The 26,323-nt window shown below is 64.9% G+C and carries 29 protein-coding genes; 5 read left to right on the top strand and 24 right to left on the bottom strand.

What is annotated here, in order from left to right; genetic code table 11:
* Window positions 1-64 precede the first annotated feature (64 nt).
* The 5 genes from JWV26_RS19395 to JWV26_RS19375 all read right to left on the bottom strand — a co-directional run bounded on the left by JWV26_RS19395 (window position 65) and on the right by JWV26_RS19375 (window position 4,646).
* On the bottom strand, window positions 65-1,051 hold the full coding sequence (locus JWV26_RS19395) for a fumarylacetoacetate hydrolase family protein (RefSeq protein WP_072424588.1): 987 nt from the start codon (window positions 1,049-1,051) through the stop codon (window positions 65-67).
* Between the two features lie 90 nt (window positions 1,052-1,141).
* On the bottom strand, window positions 1,142-2,275 hold the full coding sequence (locus JWV26_RS19390; RefSeq protein WP_074914103.1) for a homogentisate 1,2-dioxygenase: 1,134 nt from the start codon (window positions 2,273-2,275) through the stop codon (window positions 1,142-1,144).
* A 4-nt stretch (window positions 2,276-2,279) separates the two neighbouring features.
* Window positions 2,280-3,362, bottom strand: coding sequence for a 4-hydroxyphenylpyruvate dioxygenase (hppD, locus tag JWV26_RS19385; RefSeq protein WP_021490103.1), 1,083 nt, complete (start codon window positions 3,360-3,362; stop codon window positions 2,280-2,282).
* 220 nt (window positions 3,363-3,582) lie between these two features.
* Window positions 3,583-3,912: an antibiotic biosynthesis monooxygenase family protein gene (locus JWV26_RS19380; RefSeq protein ID WP_074914102.1), complete on the bottom strand. Its 330-nt coding sequence runs from the start codon at window positions 3,910-3,912 to the stop codon at window positions 3,583-3,585.
* Window positions 3,909-4,646, bottom strand: coding sequence for a CTP synthase C-terminal region-related (seleno)protein (locus JWV26_RS19375; RefSeq protein ID WP_074914100.1), 738 nt, complete (start codon window positions 4,644-4,646; stop codon window positions 3,909-3,911). Before JWV26_RS19375 ends, JWV26_RS19380 begins: the two co-directional genes overlap by 4 nt.
* Window positions 4,647-4,740: 94 nt before the next feature.
* Here JWV26_RS19375 and JWV26_RS19370 point away from each other — a divergent pair, with 94 nt between their 5' ends.
* The gene (locus JWV26_RS19370) at window positions 4,741-5,604 is read left to right on the top strand and encodes a LysR family transcriptional regulator (RefSeq protein WP_206417599.1); all 864 of its coding nucleotides are present in this window, start codon (window positions 4,741-4,743) and stop codon (window positions 5,602-5,604) included.
* A gap of 261 nt (window positions 5,605-5,865) precedes the next feature.
* Here the strand turns inward: JWV26_RS19370 and JWV26_RS19365 are convergent, their stop codons facing one another.
* The 5 genes from JWV26_RS19365 to JWV26_RS19345 all read right to left on the bottom strand — a co-directional run bounded on the left by JWV26_RS19365 (window position 5,866) and on the right by JWV26_RS19345 (window position 10,331).
* The gene (locus JWV26_RS19365) at window positions 5,866-7,647 is read right to left on the bottom strand and encodes an ABC transporter ATP-binding protein (protein WP_206417598.1); all 1,782 of its coding nucleotides are present in this window, start codon (window positions 7,645-7,647) and stop codon (window positions 5,866-5,868) included.
* A complete protein-coding gene (locus JWV26_RS19360; protein ID WP_206417597.1) occupies window positions 7,640-8,272 on the bottom strand; it encodes a DsbA family protein in 633 nt (210 codons plus the stop codon). Before JWV26_RS19360 ends, JWV26_RS19365 begins: the two co-directional genes overlap by 8 nt.
* Window positions 8,273-8,275: 3 nt before the next feature.
* Window positions 8,276-9,214: an oxygen-dependent tRNA uridine(34) hydroxylase TrhO gene (gene trhO, locus JWV26_RS19355; RefSeq protein ID WP_206417596.1), complete on the bottom strand. Its 939-nt coding sequence runs from the start codon at window positions 9,212-9,214 to the stop codon at window positions 8,276-8,278.
* A 314-nt stretch (window positions 9,215-9,528) separates the two neighbouring features.
* Entirely contained in the window at window positions 9,529-9,822 is a 294-nt protein-coding gene (locus JWV26_RS19350) for a BolA family protein (protein ID WP_072424579.1), read from the bottom strand.
* Window positions 9,823-9,833: 11 nt separating this feature from the next.
* Window positions 9,834-10,331: a DUF2059 domain-containing protein gene (locus JWV26_RS19345; protein ID WP_206417595.1), complete on the bottom strand. Its 498-nt coding sequence runs from the start codon at window positions 10,329-10,331 to the stop codon at window positions 9,834-9,836.
* A 275-nt stretch (window positions 10,332-10,606) separates the two neighbouring features.
* Between JWV26_RS19345 and JWV26_RS19340 the strand changes: the two genes are divergently transcribed.
* The 3 genes from JWV26_RS19340 to JWV26_RS19330 all read left to right on the top strand — a co-directional run bounded on the left by JWV26_RS19340 (window position 10,607) and on the right by JWV26_RS19330 (window position 13,728).
* A complete protein-coding gene (locus JWV26_RS19340) occupies window positions 10,607-11,617 on the top strand; it encodes a DUF2804 domain-containing protein (protein WP_072424578.1) in 1,011 nt (336 codons plus the stop codon).
* Between the two features lie 106 nt (window positions 11,618-11,723).
* Window positions 11,724-13,118 (top strand): class II fumarate hydratase, encoded by a 1,395-nt coding sequence (locus JWV26_RS19335; RefSeq protein ID WP_206417594.1) that lies wholly within the window; start codon window positions 11,724-11,726, stop codon window positions 13,116-13,118.
* Window positions 13,111-13,728: an NAD(P)H-dependent oxidoreductase gene (locus tag JWV26_RS19330; protein ID WP_072424576.1), complete on the top strand. Its 618-nt coding sequence runs from the start codon at window positions 13,111-13,113 to the stop codon at window positions 13,726-13,728. The genes JWV26_RS19335 and JWV26_RS19330 overlap by 8 nt, the downstream gene beginning before the upstream one ends.
* A 23-nt stretch (window positions 13,729-13,751) precedes the next feature.
* Here the strand turns inward: JWV26_RS19330 and JWV26_RS19325 are convergent, their stop codons facing one another.
* The 14 genes from JWV26_RS19325 to phnC all read right to left on the bottom strand — a co-directional run bounded on the left by JWV26_RS19325 (window position 13,752) and on the right by phnC (window position 25,590).
* The gene (locus JWV26_RS19325) at window positions 13,752-14,951 is read right to left on the bottom strand and encodes an MFS transporter (RefSeq protein ID WP_206417593.1); all 1,200 of its coding nucleotides are present in this window, start codon (window positions 14,949-14,951) and stop codon (window positions 13,752-13,754) included.
* Between the two features lie 82 nt (window positions 14,952-15,033).
* A complete protein-coding gene (gene phnP, locus JWV26_RS19320; RefSeq protein WP_206417592.1) occupies window positions 15,034-15,798 on the bottom strand; it encodes a phosphonate metabolism protein PhnP in 765 nt (254 codons plus the stop codon).
* Window positions 15,789-16,346 carry a phosphonate metabolism protein/1,5-bisphosphokinase (PRPP-forming) PhnN gene (gene phnN, locus JWV26_RS19315; protein WP_206417591.1) on the bottom strand — a complete coding sequence of 186 codons (558 nt, stop codon included), beginning with the start codon at window positions 16,344-16,346 and terminating at the stop codon, window positions 15,789-15,791. Before phnN ends, phnP begins: the two co-directional genes overlap by 10 nt.
* Window positions 16,346-17,491 carry an alpha-D-ribose 1-methylphosphonate 5-triphosphate diphosphatase gene (locus JWV26_RS19310; protein WP_206417590.1) on the bottom strand — a complete coding sequence of 382 codons (1,146 nt, stop codon included), beginning with the start codon at window positions 17,489-17,491 and terminating at the stop codon, window positions 16,346-16,348. Before JWV26_RS19310 ends, phnN begins: the two co-directional genes overlap by 1 nt.
* Window positions 17,481-18,197: a phosphonate C-P lyase system protein PhnL gene (phnL, locus tag JWV26_RS19305; protein ID WP_206417589.1), complete on the bottom strand. Its 717-nt coding sequence runs from the start codon at window positions 18,195-18,197 to the stop codon at window positions 17,481-17,483. The genes JWV26_RS19310 and phnL overlap by 11 nt, the downstream gene beginning before the upstream one ends.
* 82 nt (window positions 18,198-18,279) lie before the next feature.
* Window positions 18,280-19,089, bottom strand: a complete 810-nt coding sequence (gene phnK / locus JWV26_RS19300; protein WP_072424570.1) for a phosphonate C-P lyase system protein PhnK — start codon at window positions 19,087-19,089, stop codon at window positions 18,280-18,282.
* Complete coding sequence (locus JWV26_RS19295; protein ID WP_206417588.1) at window positions 19,086-19,964, bottom strand: alpha-D-ribose 1-methylphosphonate 5-phosphate C-P-lyase PhnJ; 879 nt, start codon at window positions 19,962-19,964, stop codon at window positions 19,086-19,088. Before JWV26_RS19295 ends, phnK begins: the two co-directional genes overlap by 4 nt.
* A complete protein-coding gene (locus JWV26_RS19290) occupies window positions 19,964-21,040 on the bottom strand; it encodes a carbon-phosphorus lyase complex subunit (RefSeq protein WP_206417587.1) in 1,077 nt (358 codons plus the stop codon). Before JWV26_RS19290 ends, JWV26_RS19295 begins: the two co-directional genes overlap by 1 nt.
* Window positions 21,040-21,651 carry a phosphonate C-P lyase system protein PhnH gene (gene phnH / locus JWV26_RS19285; protein WP_196456186.1) on the bottom strand — a complete coding sequence of 204 codons (612 nt, stop codon included), beginning with the start codon at window positions 21,649-21,651 and terminating at the stop codon, window positions 21,040-21,042. The genes JWV26_RS19290 and phnH overlap by 1 nt, the downstream gene beginning before the upstream one ends.
* Window positions 21,651-22,100, bottom strand: a complete 450-nt coding sequence (gene phnG, locus JWV26_RS19280) for a phosphonate C-P lyase system protein PhnG (protein ID WP_196456184.1) — start codon at window positions 22,098-22,100, stop codon at window positions 21,651-21,653. The genes phnH and phnG overlap by 1 nt, the downstream gene beginning before the upstream one ends.
* An 11-nt stretch (window positions 22,101-22,111) precedes the next feature.
* Window positions 22,112-22,834, bottom strand: coding sequence for a phosphonate metabolism transcriptional regulator PhnF (gene phnF / locus JWV26_RS19275; RefSeq protein ID WP_083563746.1), 723 nt, complete (start codon window positions 22,832-22,834; stop codon window positions 22,112-22,114).
* Between the two features lie 20 nt (window positions 22,835-22,854).
* Window positions 22,855-23,646: a phosphonate ABC transporter, permease protein PhnE gene (gene phnE, locus JWV26_RS19270; RefSeq protein ID WP_072424564.1), complete on the bottom strand. Its 792-nt coding sequence runs from the start codon at window positions 23,644-23,646 to the stop codon at window positions 22,855-22,857.
* Window positions 23,647-23,709: 63 nt separating this feature from the next.
* Window positions 23,710-24,711 carry a phosphonate ABC transporter substrate-binding protein gene (phnD, locus tag JWV26_RS19265; protein ID WP_074914079.1) on the bottom strand — a complete coding sequence of 334 codons (1,002 nt, stop codon included), beginning with the start codon at window positions 24,709-24,711 and terminating at the stop codon, window positions 23,710-23,712.
* 54 nt (window positions 24,712-24,765) lie between these two features.
* On the bottom strand, window positions 24,766-25,590 hold the full coding sequence (phnC, locus tag JWV26_RS19260; protein WP_072424563.1) for a phosphonate ABC transporter ATP-binding protein: 825 nt from the start codon (window positions 25,588-25,590) through the stop codon (window positions 24,766-24,768).
* A gap of 384 nt (window positions 25,591-25,974) precedes the next feature.
* Between phnC and JWV26_RS19255 the strand changes: the two genes are divergently transcribed.
* Window positions 25,975-26,301, top strand: a complete 327-nt coding sequence (locus JWV26_RS19255) for an Arc family DNA-binding protein (RefSeq protein WP_003461866.1) — start codon at window positions 25,975-25,977, stop codon at window positions 26,299-26,301.
* Window positions 26,302-26,323 lie beyond the last annotated feature (22 nt).

The following is a 26,323-nucleotide window of genomic DNA, read 5'->3' as shown; positions in this document are numbered from 1 at the left end:
CGCGGTAGGAGCGGCTTCAGCCGCGATCAGCTGACAACATCGCGGCTAAAGCCGCTCCTACGAATCAGCGGGCGTCGTAGTGCTCCACCACCTGATCGATGGCGCCGAAGATGCTCTGCCCGGCAACGTCGAACATCTCGATGCGCACCCGATCACCGAACTTGAGGAACGGCGTCTTCGCCTCGCCCTGCTCGACGATTTCCAGCATGCGCTTTTCCGCCAGGCAGGAAGAGCCGGCGCTGCGGTCGTAGTTCGACACGGTGCCCGAACCGATGATGGTGCCGGCGCCCAGCGGGCGGGTCTTGGCGGCATGCGCTACCAGGGTTGGGAAGTTGAAGGTCATGTCAACGCCGGCGTTCGGCTGGCCGAACAGCGCGCCGTTGATATGCGACACCAGCGGCCGATGCACCTTGCCGTCCTTCCAGCTCTCGCCCAGCTCGTCCGGGGTGATAGCGACCGGGGAGAAGCTCGACGACGGCTTGCTCTGGTAGAAACCGAAGCCCTTGGCCAGCTCGCCAGGGATCAGATTGCGCAGCGAGACGTCGTTGACCAGCATCAGCAAGCGGATATGGCCTGCCGCTTCGGCCGGCGTGGCGCCCATCGGCACGTCGTCGGTGATCACTGCCAGCTCGGCCTCCAGGTCGATGCCCCAGGCTTCGTCGGCCAGGCGGATCGGGCTGTGCGGCGGGATAAAGGCATCTGCGCCGCCCTGATACATCAACGGGTCGTGCCAGAACGACTCCGGCATCTCGGCGCCACGGGCCTTGCGCACCAGCTCGACGTGGTTGACGTAGGCACTGCCGTCGGCCCAGTGGTAGGCGCGCGGCAGCGGGCTGTGGCAGGCGGCCTGATCGAAGGCGAAGGCGCCCTCTTCCAGGCCGTCGTTGAGACGCTGATAGATCGCTTCGAGCTTGGGCCGGGTCACGGCCCAGTCGTCCAGCGCAGCCTGCAGGGTGAAAGCGATCTGCGGCACAACGACGGCACGGGTGAGATCGCGGGAAACGACGATCAGCACGCCATCGCGGCCTTGGTTCAGTGATGCGAGTTTCATCGGTAATCCTTCGAAATCTGAGGTAGGAGCGAACCCTGACCGAACAAAAAGCTTCGCGAGCAGAGCTCGCTCCCACAGCTTCGTTTAATCCTACAAACCCGGCGCGCGCCAGGAGTTGACGTATTCGGCCACGTCCACCGCGCCGGCGGCATCGGCCACGTCCAGGGCGCGGCGGGTGTCGATCATCACCGCCACCTCGTCGATGAAGGTGGCCGGATCCTCCTGGCTCTTCTTCAGCGCCTTGGGGTGTGGCCCATGGGGGAAGCCGCACGGGTGCAGGGTGACCATGCCCTGCTCGATGTTGTCGCGGCTGAAGAAGTTGCCACGGTGATAGAACAGCACTTCGTCGTAGTCGTCATTGTTGTGGAAGAACGGCACCTTGAGCGCACCGGGGTCGGATTCCACCGGACGCGGGGTGAAGGTGCAGATCACGAAGCCATTGGCGACGAAGGTGGTGTGCACTGACGGCGGCAGGTGGTAGCGGTGGCTGATCAGTGGGCGAATGTCGCGCCAGTTCAGGCGCACCACGGTGTTGTCGCCATGCCAGCCGACCACATCCAGCGGATTATAGGGGTAGGTCACGGTGCTGATCTGGCCGCGCCGCTTGATGCGGATCTGCCAGGTGCTCTCGTCCTGCTGTGCCTTGAAGGCGTCGTCGATATGCGGGTGCTCCAGCACCGCCAGGTCGAAGATCGCCTGCGGGCCCAACAGGCCCTTGTCCGGCAACTGGTAGGCGCCGTCGGTGTTCTCGATCAGCAGGAAGTAGCTCGATGTGCTGGCCTCGATGCGCCAGGCGGTGCCGCGGGGGATCAGCAGGTAATCGCCGTCGCGGTACTCCAGATGGCCGAAGTCGCAGTAGAAATGCCCACTGCCTTCATGCACGAACAGCAACTCGTCACCATCGGCGTTGCGCACCAGATGGCGCATGGCGCCGTGGGTGCGCCAGACGCGCAGCTTGACGTCGGCGTTGTGCAGGGTCAGCGGCGCCGCCAGCGGGCAATCGCGCTCGCTGGGGATGTCGTTGAAGTTGAACGCATGCGGGCGCAGCGGGCCTTCCCAGTCGATCCAGCCGGTGGGCGGATGCTTGTGGTGCAGGTGCGCGGTGGGGCCGAAGAAGCCCTCACGGCCCATCTCGCGCTCATAGGTGCCCTGCGGCAGGTCGCAATGCGCCTGGCGCGAGCACTCGCCTTCACGCAAGGGAAAGCGGATCCATTGACGGCTCATGGCATCACTCCTCGGAGATCACACCGCGACGCAGTTGGTCTTCCTCGATCGACTCGAACAGGGCCTTGAAGTTGCCCTCGCCAAAACCCTGATTGCCCTTGCGCTGGATGATCTCGAAGAAGATCGGGCCGATCACCGTGTTGGTGAAGATCTGCAGCAGGATGCCGTCATCGCCAGGCGCGCCATCGATCAGGATGTTCAGCTCGCGCAATACGTCGGTCGGCTCACCATGCCCGGCGACGCGGGTATCGACCTTCTCGTAGTAAGTGTCCGGGGTGGTCATGAAGTCCACGCCATTGGCGCGCAGTTGGCGCACGGTGGCGTAGATGTCGTCGGTGGACAGCGCGATGTGCTGGATGCCTTCGCCGTGGTATTCGCGGATGAATTCCTCGATCTGCGACTTGTCGTCGGCCGACTCGTTGATCGGAATGCGGATCTTGCCGCAGGGCGCGGTCATGGCGCGGGAGAACAGGCCAGTGAGCTTGCCTTCGATATCGAAGTAGCGGATCTCGCGGAAATTGGCGATACGCTCGTAGAAGCCGGACCAGACATCCATCTGCCCGCGGCGCACGTTGTGGGTCAGGTGATCGATGCACTGCAGGCCGACGGCGTTGTCATTCGGGCTGCGGCCTTCGATGTACTCGAAGTCGACGTCGTAGATGCTCTTGTCGCCGTAACGGTCAACCAGATACAGCAGCGAGCCGCCGATGCCTTCGACGCAGGGAATGTTCAGCTCGCCGAAGTTGGCGTGGCTGCCCACCAGCTTGGCGCCCTGCTGCTCGACGTAGGCAGCGGCCTGAGCGGCGTTCTTCACCCGGAAGGCCATGGCGCAGGCGCTGGGGCCGTGCTTCTCGCCGAAGGCGCGCACGTGGCCGGTGGGGCTGCCGTTGAGCACGATGTTGATGTCGTTCTGCTGGAACAGCCACACCTCTTTCGAGCGGTGCTTGGCGGTCTCGGTGAACCCCATGGCGGTGAACAACTGGCGCAGTTGCTCGATGCCTTCGGCATTCGGTGCGGTAAATTCGACGAACTCGAAACCATCGGTTCCGATGGGGTTGTGCTGCTCGATCTTGGCCACGGCGGTCATTTCGCCTCCTGATTGTCATTGTTATGGCAGCCGCACGAATGCGTTGCGGACAACCTCATGACAACCGAGCGCAGGGCCGCTCTCAAGATGGTTTGCGATACGTCGACGCAATGGTCGAGTGCGACAGTGGCAAATTTTCCTTACGCCTTCCAGACAAGGCATGCAAAGCCCTGACAACCGTAAAAAAATCCTTACAAAGCGGTCAACCGGCTTGCCGCTATCACTCAGCTCGGCGCGAGAATGTGTAGGCGCGCTCCACCTTGGCCACGCGAGTGGTGAAAGCGGCGTACCAGTCGGCGCGTCCCTGCTCGCGAACGGCGCTGTGCTCGGCATGCTCGCGCCAGGTGCGAATGGCCTCCTCGCTCTGCCAGTAGGACAAGGTGATGCCCAGGCCGTCGCTGCGTGCCGACTCCACGCCGAGAAAGCCGGGCTGCTGCGCAGCCAGCTCAAGCATGCGCTGCGCCGCCTTGGCATAACCGGCATCCACCTCCGTGCGTACCGAGGTGAAGATCACCACATAGTAAGGGGGCTCGGGAGTGGTGGCGATCACGCGACCGCCTCCTGTTGCGCTTCATGCACCGACTGCACTGCGCAGGCGCCGACCAGGCCGGCAACCAGCGGCGGCAGACGCCCCTCCAGCGCCGCACGCTCGGGCTGGAACAGGGTAGCGATGAAGAACGGATGATCTTCCAGTTCGATGGCACGCACCGCGCCCGCCTGGTCATGCCCGGAGGCCTTCAGCGCCTGGGCCATCAGTGGCTCGACGAAGGCATCGGCGAGGCCGTAGCGACACAGATACTGCTCGCTGATCTCGCGCACACCGTAGAGCTCGGCAATGCGCGAGCCGGAGACCAGGTGCACGTGCTCGCTGACGTCCAGCAAGGTACAGCTCAGGGGCGCGATCAGAGGGTTCTGCGCTTGCGGCGACAGCTCGGCGTGTTCGGCATCCATCCAGCCCAGGCGGTTGCGCGCGTACTCCAGCAGCGCGTGCTGGAAGCCGCCACAGGTGCCCAGGAAGGGCACGCCCTGCTCGCGCGCGAAACGAATGGCGCGCAACGCACCTTCGGTGGCGGCATAGGGGCTGCCCGGCACGCACCAGATGCCGTCGTAAGCCATCAGGGTAGCGTCATCGACGAGACTGTCAGTGGCCAGCCAGTCATGTTCAACCGCCACACCCAGTGCCTCGCTGGCCAGGCGCAGCGCCTCGGGAATCGCCCGGTGCGCGGCAATCGCCGCATTGTAGTCACCCACCAGAGCGACCTTGACTCGACACTTGCTGTACATACGCCTATCCCCTCTTGCATGGCGGTCTCCCTGCCACTATAAGATGGCGCTCGCGCAATGATAATTGGCGAATAGACAAGCAGAGTTTGCAGCCATGCAATATCAGATCGACCATACCGACCTGTCCCTGGTGCTCGCCCTGGTGCGTGGCCGCTCCCTGGCGCGCGCGGCAGAACTGATGCAGGTCGACGTGTCCACGGTGTTTCGCGCCGTGCGCCGGCTGGAAGCCGCCCTGGGTGTGGCGCTGTTCGAGAAGAGCCGACGCGGTTATGAGCCCAGCGAAACCGCCCGCGCCCTGGCCGAGCAGGCCGAGCGCGCCGAACAGGCGCTGGATGCCGCCCGCGTGGCGCTGGAGCTGGGCAAGCAGGTAGTCAGCGGTACGGTGCGCCTGACCTGCACCGATGCGGTATTAAGCAGCCTGCTGCTGCCGGCAATGGCGCGCTTCATGCCCAGTTACCCGGCGCTGGCGCTGGAGCTGGTGACCTCCAACGACTTTGCCAACCTCAGCCGGCGCGATGCCGACCTGGCCCTGCGCCTGACCAACGAGCCGCCGGAGCACCTGGTCGGCCGGCGCCTGGCCAGCGTGTCCTACCTGGTCTGCGCGCGCGATGATGGCCAGGATCGCAGCGACCTGGCACGGCAGAGCTGGATCGCTCTGGACGAGGCGATGCCGGATCACGCCACGGTACTCTGGCGCCTGCGCGAGTTGCCGGGCGTCACCCCCAACTACCGCTGCAGCAGCATGTACGCGGTGGCGCAACTGGCACGCACCGGATTGGGCGTCGCCGCCCTGCCCGACTTCGTGCTGCGCGCCCACCCCGAACTCAAGCCACTCGGCCCACCACTGGCTGGCTGCGACACCGAACTCTGGCTGCTGACCCGCCCGGACTGCCGCGCCTTGCGCTCGGTGCAGACGCTGTTCGAGGAGTTGAGCGAAGCGCTGATGAGCCATGACTGAGCTAGAGCGTCGCCGCTGAAGCGCCTCCCACAGAGCAGGGGCAGCATCTCATTGCAGCAGCGAGACCTTGTGGGAGGGGCTTCAGCCGCGACAGGCCTGAATGATGTGTAGCCGGACGCGATCCGGGGGCATTGGGTACGCAAAAGATCATCGCGGCTGAAGCCGCTCCTACCTTTCCCGCCCTACAACATTACAAATTCCCTACTGCCCCCATAGGAGCGGCTGGGCGGCATACCGTTTCAGCCGCAAAGAATAGACACCTCACCCCTGCTGCAAATGCCCATACAGCTTGGCGTACAGGCCACCTTCAGCGATCAACTGCTGGTGGTCGCCATCCTCAGCGACGCTGCCGCCATCGAACACCAGCACTCGGTCGGCCTGCTTCACCGCACTGAGGCGGTGGGCGATGATCAGCGTGGTGCGACCTTCAAGGAACTGCGCCAGCGCTTTGTGCAACGCGTACTCGGTGGCGGCATCCAGCGCCGAGGTGGCCTCGTCGAGAATCACCACCTTCGGCTCGGCCAGCACCATGCGGGCAATGGCCAGGCGTTGACGCTGCCCGCCAGAGAGCCGCACACCACTGCGCCCGACCACGCTGTCCAGACCCTGCGGCAGTTGCATGATGGTGTCGTGGAGCTGGGCGATACGCAGTGCCTGCCAACAAGCCTCGTCGCTGCGCTCACGCCCCATGGTCAGGTTGGCACGTACCGTGTCGTTGAACAGCGCCGGGTGCTGCAGCACCACCGCGACGTTGTCGCGCACGCAATCCAGGCCGATCTCCTCCAGCGTGCTACCGCCGAAGCGGATGCTGCCGGCCTGCGGCGTGTACAGCCCCAGCAGCAGCTGCACCAGGGTGCTCTTGCCGCCACCGGAGGCGCCGACGATCGCCACTTTCTCGCCCGGACCGATAGACAGATCGAGACGATCCAGCACTGGCTCCTCGCCATAGCCGAAGGTCAACCCGCGCACCTCGATACCGACCGTGTCGCGGCCCTTGAACGGGTCGACGCGCCCGTCGTACTGCGGCTCGTCCTTGCGTGCCAGCAGCTCGTTGATACGGGCCAGCGCACCACCTGCGGCATAGAACGCGTACTGCAGGCTGAGCAATTGTTCGACCGGGCCGATCATGAACCACAGGTAACTGAAGACCGCGAGCATCTGGCCGATGGACAGGTCGGAGAACAGCACGGTGAGCATCGCCGCCGCGCGGAACACGTCGATACCGAACTGGAACAGCAGGCCGCTGGCCCGGTTGGAGGCATCGCTCTTCCACTGCGAGGCAACGGCATAGTCGCGCACCTCACGCGCCCGCCCGCCGAGGCGGCCGAGGAAGTAGCCCTGGCGGTTGCCGGCGCGCACTTCCTGGATCGCTTCCAGAGTCTCGGTCAGTGCCTGGGTGAAGCGCGACGTGCTGTCGTTCTCCAGCTTCTTCAGGTGCTTGACCTTCTTGCCCAGCAGCACGGTGGCGTAGATCACCAGGGGGTTGAACAGCAGGATCAGCAAGGCCAGCTGCCAGTGCATCCAGATCAGGATGGCCGAGGTGCCGACCAAGGTCAGCACCGCCACCAGAAAACGGCTGAGGGTCTCCCCGACGAACTTGTCCAGGGTATCCAGGTCGGTGACCAGATGGGTGGTCACGGTACCGCCCCCCAGGCTCTCGTATTCGCCAAGGGAGATGCGCTTGAGCCGTTCGATCAGGCGCATGCGGATGCGGTAGACGATGTCTTTCGACAGCCTGGCGAACAGGCGTGCCTGCAACACGTTGAAGATCAGCGCCGAGCCGCGCAGCAGCAGGGTCAGCAGCAGCATCAGGCCGATATAGCCGGCTGCCGTTTCCCAATCCGCCGGCAGGAAGTTGTCCATCACCTTGAGCGCCGCGTCTCCGTCATGCAGCAGCACTTCGTCCACCAGCAGCGGCAACAGCAACGGGATCGGCACGCTGCACAAGGTCGCCAGCACGGCGACCAGATTGGCCAGGATCAGCGCTTTCTTGTGATGCAGGGCCAGGCGACGGATTTCTGCCCAGCTCAACCGATCAGGCATTGGCAGCGCGCTCCAGCCAGCGGCCCAGCAGCGGCGCCAGTACCTCGAGCGGTTGATAGCCGTTGGTCAGCAGCGCCAGCTGGCCGTCGCGCTCCGCCAGCAGCGTGGGGAAACCGGCGATGCCCAGGTCCTGCACCCAGGTGAAGTCGGCGGCAGTCGCCTCCTGCATGGCCTGACTGTCGAAGGCTTCGGCGAACTCGATGCGCGGGATGCCCGCCTGCTCGGCCAGTTGCACCAGCACGCTGGCCTGGGTGACGTCGGCACCCTCGGTGTAGAAGGCTTGCTGAATCAGCTTGAGCAGCGCCCAGGCGCTGGCGGCATCGAGCTGGCGCGCGGTGACCAGCGCACGGCAGGCTGGCTCGGTGTCGTACACCAGCCCCTCGGGCAGCCCGTGCTCGAAGTCGAACAGCTGCCCGGTACTGGCGTTGACCGCCTGCCAGTAGCCCAGGTAACGCACCCGCGCTGCCGCATCGATCGCCACCTGATCGCGGCGCAGGCCACCCACCACGATCTGCAGCGGCACGCCGGCGGCAGCCGCCTGCTCGGCCAGTGCTTCGACCACCGGGGCGAAACCCCAGCACCAGGAGCACATAGGGTCCATCACGTAGAGCAGGCGGCTAGCCATGGGTCAGGCCTCGTTCAGTTGGCGGGGGTCGCGGCCAATCGGGTGCGGCTGGTTGCGCGCACGCGCCAGCTCGATCTGCTTCTGCCGCTCGCGGGCGCTTTCACGGGTTTTCTCCGGCAGCGAATCCCAGCAATGCGGACAGCTGACGCCGGGGCTGTAGAACTCGGACTGGCGGTCTTCCACGGAGATCGGTGTGCGGCAGGCGTGACACTGATCGTAGTCGCCCTCGGACAGGTCATGACGCACGGTTACACGATTGTCGAAGACGAAGCAGTCGCCCTGCCACTTGGTCTGTTCCTGCGGTACTTCCTCGAGGTATTTGAGGATGCCGCCCTTGAGGTGATAGACCTCCTCGAAACCCTCGCCGAGCATGTAGCTGGAGGCCTTCTCGCAGCGGATACCACCAGTGCAGAACATCGCCACCTTCTTGTGTTTGCTCGGGTCGAAGTGGGCCTTGATGTACTCGGGGAACTCGCGGAAAGACTTGGTCTTGGGGTCGATGGCGCCCTCGAAGGTGCCGATGGCCACTTCGTAGTCGTTGCGCGTGTCGATCAGCAGCACTTCGGGGTCGCTGATCAAGGCGTTCCAGTCCTGCGGCTCGACGTAGGTGCCGACGCGCTGGTTGGGGTCGACACCCGGCACACCGAGGGTGACGATTTCCTTCTTCAGCTTGACCTTGGTGCGATAGAACGGCTGTTCATCGCAATAGGATTCCTTGTGGTCGATATCGGCCAGACGGGCATCCTGGCGGAACCAGGCGAGCAGCGCGTCGACAGCGGTGCGGGTGCCGGAAACGGTGCCATTGATGCCCTCTTCGGCGAGCAGCAGGGTGCCCTTGATGTCGTTATCGATCAAAGTTTGCAGCAGGGGTTCGCGCAGCGCCTGGTAATCCGGCAGGGAGACGAATTTATACAACGCCGCGACGACGATCTTGTCGGTCATGAATATTCTCTCAGTAGTCGCCCACGTAAAGGGCGGACTGGACTTCGATCAGCTGCGCGTCGGCCCTGCTGCGTTAAAAACAGGCTCGGAATGCTCATGTACAAAAGTACACTGCGCTTCCTCGCCTGTTTTTGCCTTGCATGGCTCTAGCTCGCTAGATCGAGAATCTCAACAAAAGCGCCGGCGTGGGCCGGCGCGGGGGCGATTGTAGCAAAGCGGACAATTGCCGGGGCATGTTGGCGACAGGGCGCGACAGCCTGTCGCGCAGCCGGATGCAATCGGGGGAAATGATCGCTGCCGCGGGTTGGGCTACATCAATGACCGCCGCGGCAGGTCGGCGAGGCCGGGGCCACACCCTGCGCCGCCCACTCCTCCGGGGTGTAGGTGTGCAGCGCCAGCGCGTGGATCTGCCCCATCAACTCGCCGACCGTGGCATAGACCTTCTGATGTCGCTTGACCGAATTCAGCCCAGCGAATGCCGAGCTGACGATCACCGCCTTGTAGTGGGTCTCCAGACCGCGGCTGTGCATATGGCTCTCATCCAGCACATCGAGATACTCGGGCTGCAGCGCAGCCAGGGCGGTGACGATCAGGTCTTGCTTGGACATCTCGGGCTCCATCAGGGCTGTTTCGGCAGGCCGAGCTCGTTGCTCATGTCGGCCAGCAGCTTGTTCACCTCGGGCACGGCGGTTTCCAGCTTGCTCTGGGTGATCTGTGCGGATTGTGCGGTCAGGGTCGGCATCTTCTGCAGCACCTTCTGTCCCAGCGGCGACTCGTAGAAGGCGATCAGGTCCTTGAGCTCCTGCTCGTTGAAGTTGCTGGTGTAGAGCTTGACCATGTCCGGCTTCAGCTTGTCCCAGCCGACGGCATTGTCCAGTGCGGTATTGGCCTTGGCCTGATAACTCTCAAGCACGGCTTTCTTGCCATCCGGTGCCTGGGCGAAACGCTGGGCGAACATCTGCTGCACCTGGCCGTACACCGGCACGGTCAGCTTGTCGGCGTGGGCCAGCTTGAGAAAACGCTCGGCATCGGCGGCGTGACTGGCAGCATCGGCCATGGCCAGGGATGCGCTCGCGCTGAGCAGAACGGCGGTGCAGAGTTTGGAAAAACGGAGCATGGAGAGCGTCCAGAGGTTGTGAATGAGTCTGGGTAGACTACGAAGGCGGCATTTTGTGCCCTGCGCGGAAATCCCTCAAGCGATGCACGTTGTGCGCTGGCTCACACCCGTCATGTTGACCGGCGCACCCACTGGTCAGTTGCCAAAATGCCAGTACTTGCTCATGCTCGGGTGGGCTCGGCATTCTTTGCGACCGCCCCACTATTAAACAAGGCGTGCGCACCTCAAGAGCCGGCAATTGATCGCCAGCCCGCGCACACACACGGACGTGCCCGATGACCAGCCTCACTTCACACGCGCCCCTTCCGCTCCAGCCGCTTTGCGACAGCAAAGGTCGACTGCTGGACGAGGCCATTGGTTGGTCCAATCGACCGCAGGTGGACTGCACGCTGCATGGTCACGCCGGGCGGCGCAAGCGCTGGAATCACTGGTGTATCACCACGCCGCAGTGGATGCTCTCGCTGACTCTCGCCGACCTCGATTACCTGGGCTACGGCGCCGCCTACTTTCTCGATCTGGAATCCGGCCAGGCCGTTGCCCATGCCCAGTTCCGCCCCTTCGCTCTGGGCTGCCAACTGCCCGACCTGCCGCTGGAGAGCCACGCCTTCAGTCACTCTCGCCTGCAACTGCGCATTGACGAGCACCCCGGACGCCTGCGCCTCACCGCTGCCGCCCCGGATATCGGCGGCCAGCCCCTGCAGGTGGCCCTGGACATTCAGCGCCCTGCCCATCTGCAATCAGTCAATCTGGTCGCGCCGTTGCAACATGGCGGCTTTCATGCCACCTGTCGGCAACTCGGCCTGCCCACCGCCGGCAGTCTGCAGCTGGGCGGCAAGCATTACCGCTGCGTGCCGGGCCAGAGCTTCGCCGCACTGGACTTCGGTCGCGGCGTCTGGCCGCTGAACACTTACTGGCAGCGGGCGGCATTCGCTGCAGCGGGCGGCATCGCCGGTAACTTCGGTGCTGGCTGGCTCGATCACAGCGGCCTGTCGGAAAATTCCCTGTGGTTCGGCGGTGAAGTGCAACTGCTCGACAGCCCCCTGCATATCGAGCGCAGTTCACAGGCGCCACTGGCCCCCTGGCGCCTGGACAGCGAAGATGATTGCGTGGCGCTACGCTTCACGCCCCGCCAACTGCACAAGGCCTGCCCCAAACTCGGCCCCTTCCACGCCAACACCGTACAGCGCTTCGGTCATTACGACGGAGTGTTGCGCGGCCCTAAAGGCGAGCGCGTGCCGGTGGACGGAGCGCTGGGCTGGCTGGGTGAAACCCACGCCCGCTGGTAGTCGCACGCTCAAAGGCTCCAATCAACCTTATAGATAAGTTGTGGAACCAGTCTTCGGCGGTACGACCTAAACTGCCAGCAACCTTGCACTTGCCCCGGAGAACGCCATGAGCCGCACCGAAACCGACAGCATTGGCCCCATCGAAGTCCCTAACGACGCTTACTGGGGCGCGCAGACCCAGCGCTCGCTGATCAACTTCGCCATCGGCCAGGAACGCATGCCGCTGGCCGTATTGCACGCCCTGGCGCTGATCAAGAAAGCCGCGGCACGGGTCAACAGCCGCAGCGGCGAGCTGCCGGCGGACATCGCCCGCCTGATCGAACAGGCCGCCGACGAAGTGCTCGAGGGCCAGCACGACGCGCAGTTCCCCCTGGTGGTCTGGCAGACCGGCAGTGGCACGCAGAGCAACATGAACGTCAACGAGGTAATCGCCGGGCGCGCCAACGAACTGGCTGGAGGCAACCGTGGCGGCAAGACCCCGGTGCATCCCAACGACCACGTCAACCGCGCGCAGAGCTCCAATGACTGCTTCCCCACGGCCATGCACATCGCCGCCGTGCAGGGCGTGCGCCATTGCCTGCTGCCAGCACTGGCCGAGCTGCGTGACGGCCTGCAGGAGCAGGCGCAGCGTCACGCCAACCTAGTCAAGACCGGGCGCACGCACATGATGGACGCCACGCCGATCACTTTCGGCCAGGAGCTGTCGGCCTTCGTCGCTCAACTCGGCCACGCTGAAGCGGCCATTCGTGCCGCCCTGCCCGCGGCCTGCGAACTGGCTCAGGGTGGTACCGCCGTCGGCACAGGCCTCAATGCCCCGGCCGGCTTCGCCGAAGCCATCGCTGCCGAACTGGCCGCGCTAACTGGCCTGCCACTGACCAGCGCGCCGAACAAATTCGCTGCGCTGTCTGGCCATGAACCTCTCGTACACCTGTCCGGTGCCCTGAAAACCCTGGCCGTAGCGCTGATGAAGCTGGCCAACGACCTGCGCCTGCTTGGTTCGGGCCCGCGCGCCGGCTTCGCCGAGGTGCGCCTGCCGGCCAACGAGCCGGGCAGCTCGATCATGCCCGGCAAGGTCAACCCGACCCAGTGCGAAGCGCTGTCGATGCTCGCCTGCCAGGTGCTGGGCAACGACGCCACCATCAGCTTCGCTGCCAGCCAGGGCCACCTGCAGCTCAACGTGTTCAAGCCGGTGATCATCCATAACCTGCTGCAATCGATCCGCCTGCTCGCCGACGGCTGCCGCAATTTTCAGCAGCACTGTGTCGCCGATCTGCAACCGGATGCCACGCAAATGGCCGCGCATCTGGAGAATGGTCTGATGCTGGTGACCGCGCTCAATCCGCATATCGGCTACGACAAGGCCGCCGAAATCGCCAAGAAGGCCTACGCCGAAGGCAGCACCCTGCGCCAGGCCGCTCTGCAGCTTGGCTACCTGAACGAAGAGGAATTCGACCAATGGGTACGACCACAGGACATGCTCGGAGCCAGGCGGCATGACTGAAGGCAAGAGCGGCGCCACACCGCTGGAAGGCGATGGCAAACGAATCCTGCTGATTCTCGGCACCCCCAAGAAGGACAGCCTCTGCCATGCCCTGGCCGAGGCGTACAGCCTGGGAGCACGTAGCAAGGGGCACGTGGTGCGCCAGCTCAGACTGGGCGAGATGCAGTTCGACCCGATACTGCGTGAAGGTTACGAGCAGAGCCAGAATCTGGAGCCGGACCTGCTCGAAGCTCAGCGTCTGATCCACTGGGCCGAGCATCTGGTGTTCGTCTATCCTGTCTGGTGGGGCGGCATTCCTGCACTGCTCAAGGGTTTCTTCGACCGGGTGTTCCTGCCCGGCTTCGCCTTCAAGTACCGCAACCGCTCACAACTCTGGGACAAGCTCCTCAGTGGGCGCAGCGCCGACCTGCTGGTGACCATGGACACGCCGCGCTGGTACTTCCGCTGGATCTACGGCGCCCCGGCACATCGGCAGATGGTGCGCACCATTCTCGGTTTCTGCGGGATCAAGACTCGCCGCCTGAGCGAATTCGCCCCGGTTCGCCCGTCCAATGAGGAACAGCGCCAGAGTTGGCTGCGCAAGGCCGAGGCATTGGGAACGAAGGCGTGAACCTGAGGGCAGGTGCGTCTGCTCTACAGATGCCCACTGCCCTCTTGCCCCCTACCCGCCCACCACAGCGCCAGCGGCCCCAACGTCAGTAGCAGGCCCATCAGCGCGAACGCAGCCCACCAGCCGAGCAACTGCTGATCGCCCAGGGCATCGAGGGTCATGCCGAACAACAGCGGGCCGAGGAAGGCGCCGGTGAAACCGGTGCAAGAATACAGCGCCATCGCCGCACCACGGTGGCTGGCCGGGGCCACGCTGACCAGCCCGGCAGTCAGCGAGGCCGAGTCGGCGGTCACGGTCACCGCGTAAAGCAGCACCAGCACCAGCATCACCCAGAACGGCAGTGCCGCCCCCAGGCCGACCACGACTGCCAGCAGCGCGGAAGCGAGCATCACGCCGATCAGCCAACGCTGGCGACCGAAACGCAGCGCCAGCTCATTGCCAAGAATGCTCGACGGCATGCCGATCAGCGTTGCCAACATCGCCACCCAGGTACCAGACAACCAGGGATCGACGCCCTGAAAATGCCCGGAGAACACCACGAAGGCCACCAGCCAGGCGCGCAGGGCGAACAGCTCCAGGTTGTGCATCGCGTAGGCCAGGCAGTAGGCCAACACCGCGCGACTTTTCAGCGGTGCCAGGTCCAGCAGATTGCGCGGCGTATGCGCCACCACCGGTTTCGGCGCCAGCCCCCAGTACACCAGCGCCCAGGCCAGCAACGCGCAGGCGCCGCTGAGCAATGCCGGCACCTGCCAGCCACCGAGCTTGGCCAGTTCGCCGGAAAGGGTGAAGGACAGCGCCGTACCCAGGCCGAAACTGGCGGTATAGAAGGCGATTGCCCGTGACTGCGAAGCACCGTCGATGCGCTCTGATAACGCCTTGAGCCCCGGCATGTAAGTGCCCGCCAGACCGATGCCAGCCAGCACACGCCAAAGCAGCGCCGACCAGAAGCCATCGGCGAAGACGAAGCCGGCACTGGCCACGGCCGTCAGCAGCATGGCCCACAGGTAGATCAGCCGGGCATCGTGGCGGTCGGTCAGGCCGGTGAGCACCGGCACGGCCAGCATATAGCCGAGAAAGAAGCCGCCGCCGATCCAGCCCGCCTCGGTATTGCTCAACCCCCAGAGCACCTGGAATTGCGGCAGCAATGCGGCGAACAGGGCAAAGCCGGCCATACCCAGCGTTTCGGCCGTACACAGCAACAGGGTAATACGACGAGCGTTCATGATGTTCTTAGCGCGAGAAATCGGAAGGCTTTGCACTGTAACGGCAAAGCCGCGCGAATCGAAACATTTGGTTACACCAAGTTCAAAGCACCAGGCCATCGCTGGCCAGGCTGACGCCACTCGGCAGCGCCTCGGGGTGCTCCAGCAACCAGGTATCGAAGGCATGGCCGATATGGGTCAGCACCGCATGCGTCGGCTGCAGCCGCTCGATGACCTCCAGCGCGCGGGTCAGGTCGTTGTGGTTGCGTGGTGCGACGGGTTGCGGGGCGGTGGAGCAATCGAGCACCAGCAGATCCAGCGGCGCACGCCCGAGCTCGGCACAGCTGGCCTCGGGTACGCCGACTGTATCGGTGAGGTAGGCGATACGCCTGCCCTGCCCTTCGAACCCCTTCCCCTCAAACAAATACCCAAAGGTAGGCTTGGAGTGGGTCAGCGGTAGCGCGGTGACCTGCAGTTCGCCCAATTGGCGACGCTCGAATGCGGCGAATGGCTGGCTGAAATCGAGAATGCCGGGGTGCTTGTACAGATCGGCCAGCCCTTCCGGGTCGTCCGGGCCATGCACCGGAATCACCAGGCCCTGCCCCCAGCGCAGGTGCAACAGGCCCTGGGCGTGGTCGGCGTGGTAGTGGGTCTGCAGAATGCCGCTGAGACTGTGCGGCGCGAAGCGCTCGGTGAGATCGGTCAGGCCGCTGTCGATCAGCCAGCGCTGCGCGCCGCATTCGATCAGCGCGCAACAGGGGCCACGGCGCCGCGCCGGATACACGCGCGCCGCATCGCAGGCCGGGCAACTGCAGTTGTACACGGGCACCTGACGGGCATCGCCGGTACCAAGCAGGGTCAGGCGCATTGGCGGGCCTCATCGAGCAGATGCAGCAGGCGGCTGACGGTTTGTTGCAGGGGGCCGGAGTTGTCGAGGATGACAGTGCGTTCCCTATCCTCCTGCTGCAACTTGCGGCTGCGCGCCAGGCGCTGCTCGATCTGCTCCGGCGTTTCCCGGCCACGGGTCAGCAAGCGCTGGCGCAGCACCGCTTCGTCGACCTGCAGCAATATCGCCAGCAGCTGCGGATAGCGCTGACGAGCCGCCTCGAGATGACCGCGCGAGCCATTGATCAGCACGTCCTGGCCGGCGCTCAGCCAGTCGTCGATCTCGCGCGGGATGCCGTAGGCCAGGCCGTTGGCACGCCAGCTCAGGGCGAAGGCGCCTTCGCCCTGCAGACGCTCGAACTCGTCCGGGGTGACGCCCAGTGCGTCCTCACCGATGGACTCGGCGCTACGGGTGATAACCCGCCGGGCGAAACGGCAGCCGTGCGCCTCCAGCGGCGCACGCGCGGCTTGCAACAGGCTGTCCTTGCCCGAGCCCGAAGGCCCCATCAGATAGATCAACCTGCCCTGCATCAGAATACCCTTCGTGCTTGGCGCCACACCTGCTGGATCACCGGCTGCTGGTCATGGGCCCTGGCCTGTACCAGGTCGGCGCGCAGACCGACGCGGATCTCGCCGCGGTCATCCAGTCCGGCCGCCCTGGCCGGCGCGCGGCTCACGGTGGCGATGGCCGCAGGCAAATCATAGTCGTTGTCCTGCCCTGCGAGCAGCCAGGCCGCATGCAGCAGGCTGGCCGGGTAGTAGTCGCTGGAGAGGATATCCAGCACGCCGTGGCGCGCCAGTTCGGCGGCGGCGATATTGCCGGAGTGCGAGCCGCCGCGCACCACATTCGGTGCCCCCATCAGCACCTTCAGCCCCAGCTCGTGGCTGGCTCTGGCCGCTTCCAGGGTGGTGGGAAACTCGGCGATGGCCATGCCGAAGCCGGCCGACTCCTGCACGTGGGCCAGGGTCGCGTCGTCATGGCTGGCCACCGAGATGCCGCGGGCGTGGCAGTCTTCGACTATGGCGCGACGCTGGCGGTCGCTGTACTGACGCGAGTTGGCGATCTGTTCCTGGAGAAAATCCTCCATCTCCGCCGGGCTCAGGTGGTACTTGCCCATGTAATACTCGCGGTACTTCTCCACCTTGGCGAACTGGCGCTGGCCGGGTGAGTGGTCCATCACCGACACCAGCGCCACCAACGGGTGCTCCACCAGGTCGCGGTAGATGGTCAGGGCATCGGGGTGGCACAGCTCGCAGCGCAGGTGCAGGCGGTGCTCGGCGCGGGTCTGCCCCGCCGCCTCGCTGGCGGCGATGGCCTCGATCATCGCCGGCAACTGCTGCATGCGCCGGCCACGCGGGTTGATGTCACCGATGGCCAGCGCATCGAACACCGTGGTGATGCCGGCGGCGACGATTTGCGCATCGTGGGTCAGCACCGCCGAGATCGACGGCCAATCCACGCCAGGCCTGGGGCTCATGTGTTTTTCCAGGTTGTCGGTGTGCAGTTCCACCAGCCCCGGCAGCAGGTAATCGCCGCCCAGGTCCCGGGCCTGCGGCAGGCGACTGGCGCCCTCGTCCACCGCGGCGATCAGCCCGTCACGCAGCAACAGGGTACCGAGGAACTCGCGCTCGGCAGTGACGATACGGGCGTTGCTGAGAATCTGTTCAGACGACATAGACGTACTCCGGTTGCGCCGCGGCGGCGCTCATGTCGAGGTAACGGTCGGCCAACGCCTCGCGGGCGATGCGGTCGTGGAAGATGCCGATCAGCGCGCTGTCGGCCGCCTTGGCTTCGAGAATCAGCTCCAGCACCACCTGGCGGTTGGCGTCGTCCAGCGAGGCGGTGGGTTCGTCGAGCAGCAGCACCGGCCACTCGACCATGAAGCCGCGGGCGATATTGACGCGCTGCTGCTCGCCGCCGGAGAAGGTGCCCGGCGCCAGTTGCCAGAGCGCCTCGGGGATATTCAGCCGACTCAGCAGGCTCTTGGCCCGCGCCTCGGCGTCACTGCGCGTCCAGCCGCGGGCCAACGCCGGCTCCATCACCACGTCCAGGGTAGAGACGCGCGGGATGACGCGCAGGAACTGGCTGACGTAACCCAGGCTCTGCCGGCGCACCGCCAGCACCTGGCGCGGCTCGGCGCCGACCAGCTCAACTGGCTCGCCCTGGTGACGGATGCGAATGCTGCCGCCGGCCGCCAGATAGTTGCCGTACAGGGTGCGCAGCAGGGTCGACTTGCCGGCGCCGGACTGGCCGTGCAGCACCAGGCACTCGCCGCCGCGCACGGCGAAATTCAGGTCACGCAGCACCTGCAGGACGACGCCGTTCTGCTGGTGCAGGGTGAAGGTCTTGCTGAGGCCGCTGACCTCGATCAGGTTGTTCATGGTCAATAATCTCTGCGTGCGTGGGAGGGGCTTTAGCCGCGACAAAAGGGATCGCGGCTAAAGCCCCTCCCACAAGACGGAATCAAGGCTGCAACACCGACGACACCAGCAGCTGCGAATAGGGATGCTGCGGATCGTCGAGAATCTGATCCGTCAGCCCCGCCTCCACCACACGCGAACGGCGCATCACCATCAGGCGGTCGGCCAGCAGGCGCGCTACCGCCAGGTCGTGGGTGACGATCACCACCGCCAGGTCCAGCTCGCGCACCAGGCCACGCAGCAGGTCGAGCAAACGCGCCTGCACCGACACGTCCAGCCCTCCAGTCGGCTCGTCCATAAATACCAGGCGCGGCGCGGAGACCAGATTGCGGGCGATCTGCAGGCGCTGCTGCATGCCGCCGGAGAAGGTGCGTGGCAGATCGTCGATACGCGCCGGGTCGATCTCCACCTGGCTCAGCCAGTCGAGCCCGGCGGCGCGCAGTTCGCCGTAGTGGCGCACACCCTGGGCCATCAGCCGCTCGCCGATGTTGGCGCCGGCCGACACCGCCATGCGCAGGCCGTCACGCGGGTTCTGCTCGACGAAGCCCCACTCGGTGCGCAGCAGCGTGCGCCGCTCGGCCTCGCTGGCGCTGTACAGGTCGAGCCACTGGCCGTCACGGCCGCGATAACTCACAGTGCCGCGGTCCGGCGGGCAGCGCCCGGAGAGCAGGCTGAGCAAGGTGGACTTGCCCGATCCGGACTCGCCGACGATACCCAGCACCTCGCCGGGATAGAGGTCGAAGCTCACCCCCTGGCAGCCCTTGTCCGGGCCGTACAGGCGGGTCAGATCACGCGCCGAGAACAGCGGCTCGGCCGCTGCCACGACAGGTTGCAGACGTTCGGCTGCGCTCATTGCAGGTTCTCCTCAAGGCGCTCGGTGCGCTGGCGGCAGTAGTCGGTGTCGGAGCAGACGTAGCGCTTGCTGCCGGCGTCGTCGACGATCAGCTCGTCGAGGAAGGACTCGCTGCTGCCACAGAAGGCGCAGCACTCGTCCCACTGCTGTACGGCGAAGGGGTGATCCTCGAAGTCCAGGCTGACCACGCGGGTAAAGGGCGGCACGGCGTACAGGCGCTTCTCGCGACCAGCGCCGAACAGCATCAGCGCCGGGCTCATGTCCAGCTTGGGGTTGTCGAATTTCGGGATTGGCGACGGATCCATCACGTAGCGCTCGTCCACCGTCACCGGGTAGGCATAGGCGGTGGCGATATGACCAAAGGTGGCGATGTCCTCATACAGCTTCACGTGCATCACGCCGTAGTCTTCCAGCGCGTGCATGGTCCGCGTCTCCTGCTCGCTCGGTTCGATAAAACGCAGTGGCTCGGGAATCGGCACCTGATAGACCATGATCTGCCCGGCCGACAGCGGCGTTTCCGGAATACGGTGGCGGGTCTGGATCACGCTGGCTTCCACCGTGCGTTCGGTGGTGGCGACACCTGCGGTACGGGCGAAGAAGCGGCGAATCGACACCGCATTGGTAGTGTCGTCAGCACCCTGGTCGATGACCTTGAGCACATCGTCTGCACCGAGAATGGCGGCGGTCAGCTGCATGCCACCGGTGCCCCAGCCATAGGGCAACGGCATTTCGCGACCACCGAAAGGCACCTGGTAGCCGGGAATCGCCACCGCCTTGAGCAGGCCACGGCGGATCATGCGCTTGGTCTGCTCATCCAGATAGGCGAAGTTGTAGGCCGACGCCTCACGGGCGCCGCTTGCATTGGACAGATTCATCAGCGGTTCTCCTCTGCCGGCGCCTGGCGACGCAGCTTGCGGATCAGTTCCAGTTCGGCCTGGAAGTCGACGTAGTGCGGCAACTTCAGGTGCGAAACGAAGCCGGCGGCCTCGACGTTGTCGCAGTGCATCAGCACGAATTCCTCCTCCTGCGCCGGGCCCTGCACCTCTTCGCCGTACTCGCCGGCACGCAGCGCGCGGTCGACCAGGGCCATGCCCATGGCCTTGCGCTCGGCGTAGCCGAAGGCCAGGCCGTAGCCGCGAGTGAACTGCGCCTGCTCGGCGCTTTCCCCGACGAACTGGTTGACCATCTCGCACTCGGTGATTTCGATATCGCCCAGCGGCACGGCGAAACCCAGTTCGGCGGGCGTCATCCATACCTCGACGTCGCCAATGCGGATTTCCCCGGCGAAGGGGTGATTGCGCCCGTAGCCACGCTGGGTGGAATAACCCAGCGCCAGCAGGAAGCCCTCGTCGCCACGGGCCAGCGCCTGCAGGCGCTCGGCGCGGCTGGCGGGAAAAGCCAGCGGCTCGCGGGTGATATCGGGTACCGGCGCGCCGTCGTCCGCCTCGCGAGCCATCAGGCCTTCGCTTGCAAGAAAATCCAGCACCCGCGGACAAGGCTTGGGCTCATCGGTAACGACCGCTTCTGGCGCCGGATAGTCGCCCTCGGCCAACAGGGCGAAATCCAGCAGGCGGTGGGTGTAATCGAAGGTCGGGCCGAGCAGTTGGCCGCCGGGCAGGTCCTTGAAGGTGGCGGAGATGCGTCGCTCCAGCTGCATCTTCATGGTATCCAGCGGCTCGCTGGCACCGAAGCGCGGCAGCGTGGTGCGGTAGGCGCGCAAGAGGAAGATGGCTTCCATCAAGTCGCCTGCGGCCTGCTTGATCGCCAGCGCAGCCAGTTCCTCGTCGTACAGCGAGCCTTCGCTCATCACACGGGCTACGGCCAGCGGCAGCTGCTGGCGGATCTGCTCAACGCCCAGTTCGGCGACGGCAGTATCACCGCGGCGACGGTTGGCCAGCAGTTGATGGGCATTGTCGATGGCGCGTTCGCCACCCTTGACGGCGACATACATCAGGCGGCCTCCTCGGTTTCGATCAGCACGTGGGTGCTGCGTGGCAGGCCGATCACCTCGCCGCCAGCGGCGAAGAAGCAGTCCAGGCCACGGGGAAAAGCGTTGCGCGCCTGGCGCTGCTGCCAGAACGAGGCCGGCAACGGCAGGCTGACGCTGCGCACGTCCTTGATGCCCGGACCGCGCCAGCGCAGGGCTGGGCCAGCGTGTAGATCACCCAACTGGATCAGCAGCGTGCAGGACTGATCCGGGTAGCGCTCGCTGCCGTTGTCGAAGTCCGACAGATCGCTCAACTCGCTCTCATCGAGCAGAGCGAACAGGGCGATCTCGCGCTCGGCGACGATCGGGCAGCCGCAGTGGAAGGCCAGGTTGGCGCGAATCAACGGCGTATCGAAGCGCGGCGCCAGCCAAAGCGGCGTGTCGCTGTCGAGGAAGGCCAGGCACAGGCCATAAGTGGCCGGGGTCAGATCACCCAGGGTGTGGGCGCGCACCATCGGCTGGGCCAGGCCGGGTTCGGCCAGGGCTGCGAGAGCAGCGCGGAAGCTGACCTGAGCGTCGAGCACCGGGTCGTCGAAGGCCGGTTGCAGCCAGTGCGAGCTGTGCGGCGTAGTCATCAATCCTCTCCTCTGACCAGGGTGAAGAACTCCACCTGGGTGGTGGCAGTCTGTGCGGCCCGGGCCAGTCGCTGTTCGCGCTGCTGGCGGGCCAGGGGTTCGATCAGGTCACCGAGCCAGCGCGCCTGGTCACCGCCCTGCAGGTGGGCGTCGGCCAGGGCGGCCAGTTCGGCGCGGCGCTTGTCGCGACCAGCCAGGTAGCTGTAGCCGGTACGGCCGTCGGCCAGGCGCACCACGCAGCGGGTCACGGTCATCTCGCCGAGGTTGAAGGCGCTGCCGGTACCGCCCATGCGCCCGCGCACCAGGGTCATGCCTACCTCGGGGGCGCGGATCAGCTGATAGGCGCTGTCTTTCAGCGCCGCTTCATGGGCATCGAGGGCGTCACCAGCGCGGGCCAGTACCCCCATCCAGCGCTGGCGCGCGGCGATGTTCGGATCAAGGTCATTCATGCGGGTCTCCATCAGGTCGCTACCTGGTACTGGAAGCGGTCGGCGCGGCTACTGGACTGCGCCAGCTCCACCGCCCGGCCAGCGGGGTCGCGGGACAGGGTGAGTACGCTGAGCAGCGGCGCATGGCGCGGCATCAGCAGGTGCGCGGCTTCTTCGCGGCTGGGCAGACGCGCGCCAATCAGGCTGAAAGTGCGCGCCAGCGGCAGGTCGCGCTCGGCCAGGTACTGGCGCAGCGAACCGCCCTGGTAGTCGGCCAACAGTGGCGCCAGGCTGGCGCAGAAACGGTGACGGATCAGGCTCAGCGGCTGGCCGTCGAGCAGGCGCAGCGTGGCCAGTTCGATCAGCTCGCTACCATCGGGCAGTTGCAGATGGCGGCACTCCTCACTGCTGCCGCTACGGCGCAGGCGCTCGATCAGTTTCGCTTCAACCCGGTGGCCGAGCGCCGACAGCGACTGGCTGAAGGCACTGCCCGCCTCCACCGGATACACCAGCGGCTTGGCCAACACCTGGGTGCCCTTGCCCTGGCGGCGCAGCAGGCGGCCTTCGAGCACCAGCTCGTCGACGGCGCGGCGCAGGGTGTGGCGGTTGACGGAAAAACGTGCGGCCAGTTGCATCTCGCCCGGCAGGTAGTCGCCTGGGCTCATGCGCTGCAGGTCTTCGCGCAACACGGCGGCCAGCTCGCGGTACAGCGGTTCGCTTTGTCTAGACAAGTTCATCGTTTGAAAAGGGCGCACGCAGGCGCCCTCCTCCTCCTTCAGATAAAGAGCTTGCGCAGGCGCTGTGACAGGATGTCGATGGCGCTCACCACCAGGATGATCACGATCAGCAGGGCGCAGGTCTGGGCGAACTGGAAGCCGCGTATGGCCTCCCAGAGGATCACTCCGATACCGCCGGCGCCGACCATGCCGACCACGGTGGCCGAGCGCACGTTGGACTCGAAGCGGTACAGCGAGTAGGAGATCCACAGCGGCAACACCTGTGGGATGACGCCGAAGATCACCTCTTGCAGGGCACTGGCACCAGTGGCGCGCACGCCTTCGACCGGGCCAGGGTCGATGGCCTCGACCGCCTCGGCGAACAGCTTGGCCAACACCCCGGTGGTGCTGATGAACAGCGCCAGCACGCCAGCGAAGGGGCCGAGGCCGACCGCGACGACGAAGAGCATGGCGAAGACCATTTCGTTGATCGAACGGCAGGCATCCATCACCCGCCGCACCGGCTGGTACACCCACCAGGGCACGATGTTCTCGGAGCAGAGAATGCCCAGCGGAATCGCGCAGACGATGGCCAGCACCGTGCCCCAGAGGGCGATCTGCACGGTAACCACCATCTCCTTGAGGTAGTGCTGCCAGTTGCTGAAGTCCGGCGGGAAGAAGTCGGCGGCGAAGGTGGCCATGTTGCCGGCATCGCGCACCAGCGCCAGCGGGTTCATTTCCGCGCCCTGCCAGGACCAGGCAAGTACGGCGAAGAACAGGCCCCAGCCGATCAACTGCAGCCAGCTGCGTTTGCTATCGACGGTCGGGGTATGGGTGGTCAAAGTGGTCATCAAGGCATCTCGGGGAAAACGACTGCAGTCAGCCCCTCGGTGGATACCGAGGGGCTGCCAGGATCAACCGGCGCTGGCGCCGCCCTGCTTCTCACGCTCGGCCATACGCTGCTCCAGCTTGGCCAGCTCGGCGTCCAGCTCCTTGAGCTGAGCCTGCTTGTCGGAGTCCTTGAGCTTGTCGTTGTTGGCCACTTCGGTGCGTTTCTTGAACAGCTCGAGCTGACGAATCGGCAGCAGCTGATCGTTGTCGGAAGCCTTGAACTGGCCCCACTGCAGGCCTTCGAGCACCTTCTTCTCCTCCGGCTTGGCACCGTAGGTCATGAAGAAGTCGCGCAGCTTGTCGCGGGTTTCCTGCGGTAGGTTCTTGCGCCAGACGATGGGGTCGGACGGGATCAGCGGCGAGGTCCAGATCACCTTGAGCTGCGCGGCCTTGTCCGGCGCGGTCACCTCCAGACGCTCCATGCCCTCGCTGTTGAAGGTGCCGACATCGACCTGCTTGTTGGCCACCGACAAGGCGTTGACCTCGTGGCTGCCGTTGAGCGAGCGCTTGAAGATCTTGCCGGCGTCGGCGTTGTTCTGGGCGAACACGTAGTAGCCGGGCACCAGGTAACCGGAAGTGGAGTTGGGGTCGCCGTTGGCGAAGGTCAGGCTCTTGGCGTTCTTGAGCATGTCCTCGACCGAATTGATCGGGCTGTCCTTGTGCGCCACCAGCAGGCTGTAGTAGCCCTGTGCGCCGTTAGCCGCCACGGTCTGGGCGAAGATCTCGCCGCCGGCGCGGTCCACCGCTTCCATCGCCGACTTGTTGCCGTACCAGGCCACGTCGACCTTGTCGAAGCGCATGCCCTGGATGATCCCGGCATAGTCCGGGGCGAAGAAGGCGTTGATCTTCACCCCGGTCTGCTTGCTCATGTCAGCCAGGAAGGGGTCCCACATGGCCTTGAGGTTCTGCGAGGACTCGGTGGAGATGATGCCGAAGTTGAGTTCCTCGGCGGCCTGGACCGAGCCCAGCAGGGAACCGGTGACGAGCGCCGAGGCAGCCAGCACCTGGCCGATGCGTTTGAACATGGAGCACACTCCTGTTGCGGGTTGGCGTTGTTGTTTCGAATGAGAAAGGCGACGTCAGGCCTTGGCCAACGTCAGCGGACGCTCTACGGCCCGTGGGCGCTGCCCTTGCGGCAGCAGCAGGCTGATATCGAGATCGCCGCCGTAGAGGTCATTGAGGAAATCGGGGTTGAAGCTGTCGGTGGGTCCGTCGAAATGAATGCGCCCGCCCTTGAGCGCCACCGCGCGCTGGCAATAGCGCACCGCGTAGTCGACCTGATGCAGCGTCACCACCACCGTCTTGCCGTCGCGGCGGTTGATGTCGGCAAGAATCTCCATCACCTTGCGTGCCGACTCCGGGTCGAGCGAGGCGATCGGCTCGTCGGCGAGAATCACCTCGGCCTGCTGGCACAGCGCGCGAGCGATGGCCACGCGTTGCTGCTGCCCCCCGGAGAGGGTCGAAGCACGCTGCGCGGCGAACTCGGCCAGACCGACCCGCTCCAGCGCCTGCATGGCACGCTGTTTTTCATCGGCATTGAACAGGCTGAGGCTGCCACGCCAGCGCGGCATGCGCCCGAGACCGCCGAGCAACACGTTCTGCATCACACTGAGGCGGCCGACCAGATTGAACTGCTGGAAGATGTAGCCGATATCGGCGCGCTGACGGCGCACGTCACCGTTGAGGCGACCGTCGGCCTGGACCTGGCGACCGAGCACTTCGATACTGCCGGCATCGCCGCGCGCCAAGCCGGCGAGATGGCGCAGCAGGGTCGACTTGCCCGACCCCGAAGCACCGATCAAGGCCACCATTTCACCTGGCTGTACCGACAGCGCCAGGTCGAACAACGCCTGTTTGCGACCGAAGCTCTTGTTCAGACGGTCGACTCGAATCGCTGCGCGCATGGGCTGGCCCTCTACTATCATTGTCGATACGAAGGCAGCTAACTCGCGCCTTCTGGTGTAGACCAAGGTAGGCGCAAGCTGTGTCAGCCCGGTGAACCGGAGATGACGATTGAGTGACCGAAACTTGAAACTTTTATGCTCGAGCGACGCATCAAGATGAGTTCTGCCGAATACCACGCATTTCAGACAATCGGTGCTGGCATAAAGCCGCCACCTGAATCACAATCCGACACGTATTTGGCGTCAAGGAACTGTTCAGATGACCCTCGGGTCATAGTGACGCAGAACGCGATACCGGTTGAACGGCTAGTGCGAAACACGGTCAAACCGGTGACAATCTCGACACTGACTACCAGTATCGCTCCCTGAACTAACCGGTAATGTATGCGCCCTATGAAACAGGCTATTTATTCCAGCCGCACGGCTGACAAATTTGTCGTTCGCTTGCCAGATGGCATGCGTGAGCGTATCGCTGACGTAGCACGCAACCATCATCGCAGCATGAATTCGGAAATCATCGCCCGTCTGGAGCAAAGCATGCTTCAGGAAGGTGCGCTGGATGACGATCTCAGCCTGCGTCTCGACAGCCCCGAACTGAGCCTCCATGAGCGTGAATTGCTGCAGCGTTTTCGTCAGTTGTCGCGCCGCCAGCAGAACGCGCTGGTCGCTCTGATTGCCCATGACGTGGAAATGGCCGCCGAAGAAGCCTGAGGCGAGCCCATAAAAAAACCGG

Source organism: Ectopseudomonas toyotomiensis (genome assembly GCF_017167985.1).
Taxonomy (GTDB): Bacteria; Pseudomonadota; Gammaproteobacteria; order Pseudomonadales; family Pseudomonadaceae; genus Aquipseudomonas; species Aquipseudomonas toyotomiensis.
Note: the sequence above shows the minus strand (reverse complement) of the source record. Positions and strands in the feature narration are given on the sequence as shown.